General features: G+C 69.0%; 5 protein-coding genes and 1 pseudogene. 3 read left to right on the forward strand and 3 right to left on the reverse strand.

The genetic code is table 11. The annotated features are described in order from the left end of the window. Nucleotides 1-34: 34 nt before the first annotated feature. The gene (locus ACZ6ZQ_RS35135) at nucleotides 35-1,309 is read left to right on the forward strand and encodes an MFS transporter (RefSeq protein WP_469772572.1); all 1,275 of its coding nucleotides are present in this window, start codon (nucleotides 35-37) and stop codon (nucleotides 1,307-1,309) included. On the opposite strand, the pseudogene ACZ6ZQ_RS35140 reads toward ACZ6ZQ_RS35135, so the two are convergent. Then, nucleotides 1,237-1,389, reverse strand: a pseudogene (locus tag ACZ6ZQ_RS35140) (site-specific integrase); the annotation flags it as partial. The gene ACZ6ZQ_RS35135 and the pseudogene ACZ6ZQ_RS35140 overlap by 73 nt on opposite strands. A gap of 239 nt (nucleotides 1,390-1,628) precedes the next feature. Further along, nucleotides 1,629-2,576: a TetR/AcrR family transcriptional regulator C-terminal domain-containing protein gene (locus tag ACZ6ZQ_RS35145; RefSeq protein ID WP_469772573.1), complete on the reverse strand. Its 948-nt coding sequence runs from the start codon at nucleotides 2,574-2,576 to the stop codon at nucleotides 1,629-1,631. Nucleotides 2,577-2,735: 159 nt separating this feature from the next. On the opposite strand from ACZ6ZQ_RS35145, the gene ACZ6ZQ_RS35150 reads away from it, so the two are divergent. After that, nucleotides 2,736-3,845, forward strand: coding sequence for an FAD-dependent monooxygenase (locus ACZ6ZQ_RS35150; RefSeq protein WP_469772574.1), 1,110 nt, complete (start codon nucleotides 2,736-2,738; stop codon nucleotides 3,843-3,845). 437 nt (nucleotides 3,846-4,282) lie between these two features. On the opposite strand, the gene ACZ6ZQ_RS35155 is transcribed toward ACZ6ZQ_RS35150, so the two are convergent. Continuing rightward, complete coding sequence (locus ACZ6ZQ_RS35155) at nucleotides 4,283-4,888, reverse strand: SMI1/KNR4 family protein (RefSeq protein WP_469772575.1); 606 nt, start codon at nucleotides 4,886-4,888, stop codon at nucleotides 4,283-4,285. A 383-nt stretch (nucleotides 4,889-5,271) separates the two neighbouring features. On the opposite strand from ACZ6ZQ_RS35155, the gene ACZ6ZQ_RS35160 reads away from it, so the two are divergent. Continuing rightward, on the forward strand, nucleotides 5,272-5,865 hold the full coding sequence (locus ACZ6ZQ_RS35160; protein ID WP_469772576.1) for a DinB family protein: 594 nt from the start codon (nucleotides 5,272-5,274) through the stop codon (nucleotides 5,863-5,865). Nucleotides 5,866-6,601 lie beyond the last annotated feature (736 nt).

Raw genomic sequence — 6,601 nt, forward strand, 5'->3', positions numbered from 1 at the left:
CCCAGCCCGGTGGTCGAACGCACCGTTTGACGCCATGGCAACCATCACCAAGATCCAGCCCCGCGCCCTCGTCCGCGCCTCCGGAGGCCCCCGCTATGCCGCCGCCCTGGCCGTGGACGCGCTCGGCACCGGCCTGCTGCGGCCCTTCCTGCTGCTCTACGGGGTGACGGTGCTGACGCTGTCCGCGCCGGTCACCGGCATCGCCATGACCGTCGGCGTCGTCGTGGGTCTGGTGTGCATGCCCGCGGTGGGCCGCTGGCTGGACCGGGGCGCGCGCAGCACGGTCGTGGCGGCGTCGATGCTGGTGCGGGTGCTGGGCGTGGCGCTGCTACTGGCCACCCCGGCGGGGCACGTCTGGCTGTTCGCGACGGCGGCGCTCTTCCTCGGTATCGGCAACCAGGCATGGCCGGCCGCTCACGCGGCTCTCGTGGCCACGGTCGCCCACGGCCGGGAACGCGACGCCGCTCTCGCGGCGGGCCGCGCCCTGCGCAACGCCGGCCTGGGCGTGGGCGCGCTGCTCGCCACCGTATCCCTGGCGGGCGGCACCACCGCACTGCGGGCGCTGGCAGCAGTCACCGGGCTCGCCTATCTCGCCGCGGCGGCCCTGGCGTGGTCGGTCCGCCTGCGCGCGCAAACGGCCGCCACGCCGTCCGACGACAGGGCCGACGGGCCCGCACCCCGGATGCGCGCGCTGCTGGCCGCCAACGTGGTCTACGTCTTCTGCCTCAACGTTCCCGAAATCGCTCTCCCTCTGATCCTGGTGACACAGTTGCACGCATCCCCGGTGTGGTCGGCGGCCATCTTCGTGGCCAACACGGTGCTGGTGGTCACCCTGCAGGTTCCGGTCACCGTCCTGATGTCCCGCTTCTCCCGGCGGACCGTGCTGGCTCTCGCCGGCGTGGTACTCGCCGCGTCCTACCTCGGCTTCCTCGCGGCCACCTCACTGGGACACGGCTGGGGTGCCCCGGCCGTCGCCGCGGTGTCCGTGGTCTGCACCATCGGCGAGATCATCTATGCCGGGAGCGCCACCGCGCTCGTCACCGCCCTCGCCCCGGCCCATGTCCTGGGACGCGTCCTCGCCCGCTTCGAGCTCTCCACGGGCTTCGGCCTCGCCGTCTCCCCGGCGGTCATCACCGCTCTCGCTCCCCGCGGCCCCGCCACCCTCTGGGGCAGCCTCGCCGCTGCGACGCTCCTCTCCGCCTCCGCCGTTGCCCGAGAAGGATCGAGGAACGCGGCTCAGCGGTCGCTGCCGCCGGGCGCGAGCAGGCTCGTGAGCTCGGCAACCGCCTCTGGCGACGGTTCGAAGTAGCGGCGGATGTTCTCCGGCTTCTCGTGTCGGTACTTCGCCATCAGCCTTGACAGGGACGCGCCCTGCATGCCGAGGTGGGTCGGCGAGCGCGTCAATCCGGTTGAGGCTGATCGTCGGCCGGGTGCGGGAGAGCGCGGCCGGCTCGTCGGAGACACCTGGTGCGAACCGGGCGCTGAAATCGCCGAACCACTCCGTGCCAGGCGCAGGCGGTAGCCGTCGGCCGGCCTGTACCAACGGCGGCATCGCCGGTCCGGCGCCCGGATATCCGCCGTCGGGGCTTCCTAGTGCCCCTCCCGGCAAGCTTTGCCCTGTCGCGGCACTAGCCTTCGATGATGGGGGTCAGGCCGTCGAGGAGTGCCGCAAGGCCGAATTCGAAGAGAACATCGAGACGCAGGTCATAGCCGTCGTCGAAGGCTCCGACCACGCTGGCGAAGGTCGGGAAGCGGCCGGATTCCAGCAGTTCCCGGAGAGCGGGGGCACGGCTGTCCATCCACTGGTCTTCTGACTGGCCTGTGGAGGCTTCGGCGTGCGCCTCCCACTCCAGGTGCACTGCCAGGCCCTGGACATGGCTGTAGATCAGTACGTGGATGTCGAACAGCGTGGTGGGACCGAGGCCGTGGCCGTCGAGGGCACTCAGCGCCCATTCGCCGTGGCGTATCAGATGAGGTACGAGCAACGGGCGGGTGAGAGAGCCGAGTTGGGCCAGCCACGGGTGCCTGCGGTACAGGGTCCAGAGGGTCCGAGCTCCCAACTCGACGCGGGAGCGCCATCCTTCGGGCACGTCGACGGGGTAGGTCTCCTCGCCGAAAGCGGCGTCGGCCATGAGCAGGACGAGGTCGTCCTTGCTGGGGACGTACCGGTAGGGCGACATGGCGGCGACCCCGAGCCGGGCCGCGACGCCGCGCATGGAGAGCGCTGACAGCCCTTCGGCATCGGCGATGTCGATGGCTGTGCGGACGATCCGGTCGAGGGTCAGTTCCTGCTCGGGGGCTGGGGCGGGTGGCGATTGCCTGCGGGGCGGCGTGACGGGAGCGGTTCCGGCGACGACAGTGCCGGTCCGGGGACGGGTCTCTACAAGGCCCTCAAGGCGCAGGGTGGTCAGGGCCTTGGCGGCGGTGGCGAGCGCGACACCCCAATCCCTCGCGATCTGACGGGTCGAGGGAACCCGGTCTCCGGGGGCGAGTTCGCCGTCGGCGATGCGTCGGCGGATCCCGGCGACGATGCGCAGATAGGGCGGCTGATCGGATGCGTCTGTGGGGTTCGTCACGTCCTGCTGCCTTCCTCGCCTGTACTAGTGCAGAGGCGAGCAGCGGCGACGTCGCACGGACGTCAACTGCACTAGTACAGGGCGGAGATCTGACCAGTTGAGAGGCCTGCACGTACGTCGTACGTTCACGATGCGTACAGCGTACTGGAGGAGTTTCCCATGCAGACCGTACTCATCTCCGGCGGCGGAATCGCCGGGCCCGTGCTCGCCTACTGGCTTCACCGCCACGGTTTCGAGACCACCGTCGTCGAACGCGCCCCGGGCCCACGCCCTGGCGGCCAGGCCGTGGACGTCCGCGGCGTCGCGCTCGACGTCGTCGAGCGGATGGGCCTGCTGGAACAGGCCAGGCGTGTGCGCACCCGGATGCGCGGCATGTCGATCCTCGACCCCGACGGCCACGAGATCGAGCGCTCCACGGAGGCGACCTTCAGCAGCGGTCGGCTCGACAGTGACGACATCGAATTGCTGCGCGAGGACCTGGTGCGGATGGTGTACGAGCACACGTGCGCCGACGTCGAGTACCTCTTCGGCAACAGCATCACCGCGCTCGACGAGGATCAGACCGGTATACACGTCGACTTCGCTCACGGTGCGTCCCGCACCTTCGACCTTGTGATCGGGGCCGACGGCCTGCACTCGACCGTACGGCGCCTGGCCTTCGGCCCCGAGGACCGCTTCGCCCATCACCTGGGCAGCTACCTCTCGGTGTTCAGCGCGGACAACTTCCTCGCACTGGACCACTGGCAGATGTGGCTGCGGGACGGCGACGCAGGCTTCGGCATCATGCCCGTTCGCGACAACACCGAGCTCAGGATCGCCTTCGGCTTCCACTCAGCCCCCCTTGCCCACGACCTCCGCGACAACGGCGCCCTTCGGCAACTTGTCGCCGACAAGCTCGCCTCCCTGAGGTGGGAGGGGGTCCGCCTGGCCAAGGCCGCCGAGGACGCCCCCGACTTCTACTGCGACGCCATGGCCCAGATCCGGATGAACCACTGGTCGCAGGGCAGGGTGGCCCTACTCGGAGATGCCGGCTACTGCCCTTCCCCGCTCTCGGGGCAAGGCACCAGCCTGGCTCTCGTGGGCGCCTACGTGCTGGCCGACTGCCTCGCCCGGGCGCACGGCGATCACCGCGCCGCCTACTCCCGCTACGAGCAGCGGATGCGCGTCTTCGTGACCCTCAACCAGGCCCTGGCCACGGAGAATCCCGGCGGACCCGCCTCCGAGGCAGCCGTCTCGCACGCCAAGTCCGCACTGTCACTGGACAGCTGATCCCCGGGCCCAACGGACATCAAAGAGGGGGGAAGCGGCATCGGCCCGGCGTCGCCGAGGCGATCGGTCCTGTCACCTACAAGGCCCTGGAAGCCCGACCGAAGCGACGAAGGCCTTCGGTGACCAGATCGGCACTGGCCTGCCCAACGTTGTCCACCGGATCTCGAAGGACCACAAGACCAACGACGTCGACATCCGCGAGCGGCTTCTCGCCCTCGCCAACAGGGGGACCACGGCGAGGGCGGCAAGGGGCATGGCACGTCCGGCCGAGGCAAAGGACACGCCGGGGACAGCAATCCGCACCTGGCTTCCTGCATGTCCAGGCACTGTCTCTTTGAGTAGCCAAGACACCTGCCGTGTCCGATGCGAGCCGCCCGGGCGCAACCCCGCTCACGGCTCCGTCCCAGGGACAGGGCGAAACTCGGGTCCCATGCCTGTCAGTCAAACATGTTTGCGTAGGGGTCAGGTTCGCCGGTCATAGGGTCGAGGCCTGTGTGGAATCGGCGTTCCTGCTCCAGGTGGTGAACGAAGGTTCCCACACGTCCCCACAGTGACAGATCGCTGAGGGGGCATTCGTCAAACTCGGCGGTCATGAGCCTGCGGAGGAACTCCGCCATGCCGCACTCGAACACCGCCCAGTGCGGTGATCCGTGACGGCGCCAGACCACCACCGGCCACCGGTCCGGATCCGGAGTCGTCATCAGCCAGCCCAGTTCGTTTGCGTTGCATCCGCTGCCCCAGGGCAGCACTCGGTCCGCGCCCAGTTGAACCCCGGGAACGCCCCCCTCCCTGTCCCACAGCTCGCGCAGCCCCTCAATGTGGCCGGAGATCGATCCCGCCCAGCCGTTGCCACTTGGCAGGGGCGAGTGGATGCCCAGGTCATCGATGGAGCCACCGCCGTAGAGGGCCATGAAGGCCTGGTAGTCGCCGGGCAGGGAAGTGCCCAGGTGTGCCTCAGCTGCCGCCCAGTCGACATGCTCGTCGGCACCGTAATCGTTGGGCATGATGCGGAGCAGCGCGTCGACATCGTCTCGACCTGCCATTTCTCCTCCTGGTCGTCTGCGTCAAGCGCACCGTATCCGGGCGGACCGACAAGCACGTCGGCGGTCTTGCGGAGACCGCTCAGCGCCGGGCCCACATCAGGATGGCCGCGAGGTGGAGTGCCGCCTGGCAGGCCAGGGTGAGCCTGTCGGTGGCACATTGCCAGGCCGTGCCACCGTGACCACGACCGCCAGAGGGTGGGCCTGCCCGTCGCAGGCCTGTCGATGCGGTGCGAGGGCAGTGGGTGATCAACCGGCCCGCCAATCTCGAAGAGAAAGACGGCACGGCACGTATCCGGTTCGCTCGTTGCGTTCAGATGATCGGGCTCGCCTCGAGCGGTGGAAAAGGCGGTGGACACAGATCGGGTGCGCGGCAGACTGGCCCCATGACCGCATCAGATCCCAAGGCTGACCTTCACTTCTACTTGCAGTCCGCCCGCGATGCCCTGCTGTGGAAGCTCGAAGGCCTCTCGGAGTACGACAGCCGCCGCCCGTTGACGCCGACCGGCACCAACCTCCTGGGCTTGGTCAAACACGCGGCCAGTGTGGAGCTGGGCTACCTCGGCGACACCTTCGGACGGCCGTTCGGCGAGCCGTTGCCCTGGCTCGAAGACGGTGCTGAACCCAACGCGGACATGTGGGCCACTGCCGACGAGTCACACGGGTACATCGTCGAGCTCTATCGCCGGGCGTGGGCGCACGCGGATGCGACGATCGACGCGCTGGCGTTGGACACGATCGGCAAGGTGCCGTGGTGGGCCAGCGGAAGGAACGAGGTGACGTTGCATCATGCCGTGGTACGAGTGATTGCTGATACGCACCGGCACGCCGGGCACGCCGACATCATCCGGGAACTCACAGACGGTGCCGTGGGGATGAACAAGGGCAACGACAGCATGGCGCCGGGCGACTCAGCATGGTGGGAGAACCATCGAAGCCGACTGGAGCGTGCAGCTGAGGAAGCCGACCGAGACGCGTAACGTCATAGGGCTGAGCCGGGGCCAGATCGTTTGAGAGCGGGACGGCCGGCCGCCCGCCAGAGCGGCCGGCCGTCGAGGCAGGCAGCGGCAGCGATCGGCTCGCCCTGTCCGGCGGCCTTCCACGCCCCGGCGTTCCGTGAGCCGACACCCGACGAGGTCCGGACCGTGTCCCGGCAGGTCGGTGAGACTCCTGCCGTGCTGGTCGCTTTCGAAGCCGATGCGGGCGGCACGGAACCTGCCACCGGCTTGATCGACGTCATCTGGCTGGGCTGAGCGACCACCCGGTGTCATTTGGGCAGGCACCAGGCAGTGGGAGGTGGGCCGTCCACGTCGAGGTCGTAGGGGCCATTACGCGGCCACCTGGTCGGGAAGACCCAGCGGCATACAGCGGCCCCCTTCGCGGCTCACCCCGCCGCTGGGAACCCGGCAGGCTCAACACATGGGCCCCGCACAGCCAGGGCCACAGCGCCACAGGTAGAGGGATTTCGGGCTGTAGCCCTACGCGCCCGGCCTCGTCGCCGCGCCCGGCCTGCCGGTGCAGCGCAAGCCCCGCAGAACGGCAAACATGGTACGCGCGCCGAGCTTTCGGCGATACCGGTCCGCGGACGCGCACGGCCCCGGCGGTGCCTCGCAGACACAGCACTAGATGAATGAGTCCGATGTGTGTGCTGGTCGCGACCATGGCGAAGGGCGCCCGTTGGTCAGTGTGTGAAGACAAACCTGGACGCCCTTCTGG

Source organism: Streptomyces sp. NPDC053673, from assembly GCF_055585225.1.

Bases quoted from the DNA above. Each gene is read 5' to 3' on its own strand.
- ACZ6ZQ_RS35135 (WP_469772572.1), top strand. From the start codon at position 35: ATGGCAACCATCACCAAGATCCAGCCCCGCGCCCTCGTCCGCGCCTCC.
- ACZ6ZQ_RS35150 (WP_469772574.1), top strand. From the start codon at position 2,736: ATGCAGACCGTACTCATCTCCGGCGGCGGAATCGCCGGGCCCGTGCTC.
- ACZ6ZQ_RS35155 (WP_469772575.1), bottom strand. From the start codon at position 4,888: ATGGCAGGTCGAGACGATGTCGACGCGCTGCTCCGCATCATGCCCAAC.
- ACZ6ZQ_RS35160 (WP_469772576.1), top strand. From the start codon at position 5,272: ATGACCGCATCAGATCCCAAGGCTGACCTTCACTTCTACTTGCAGTCC.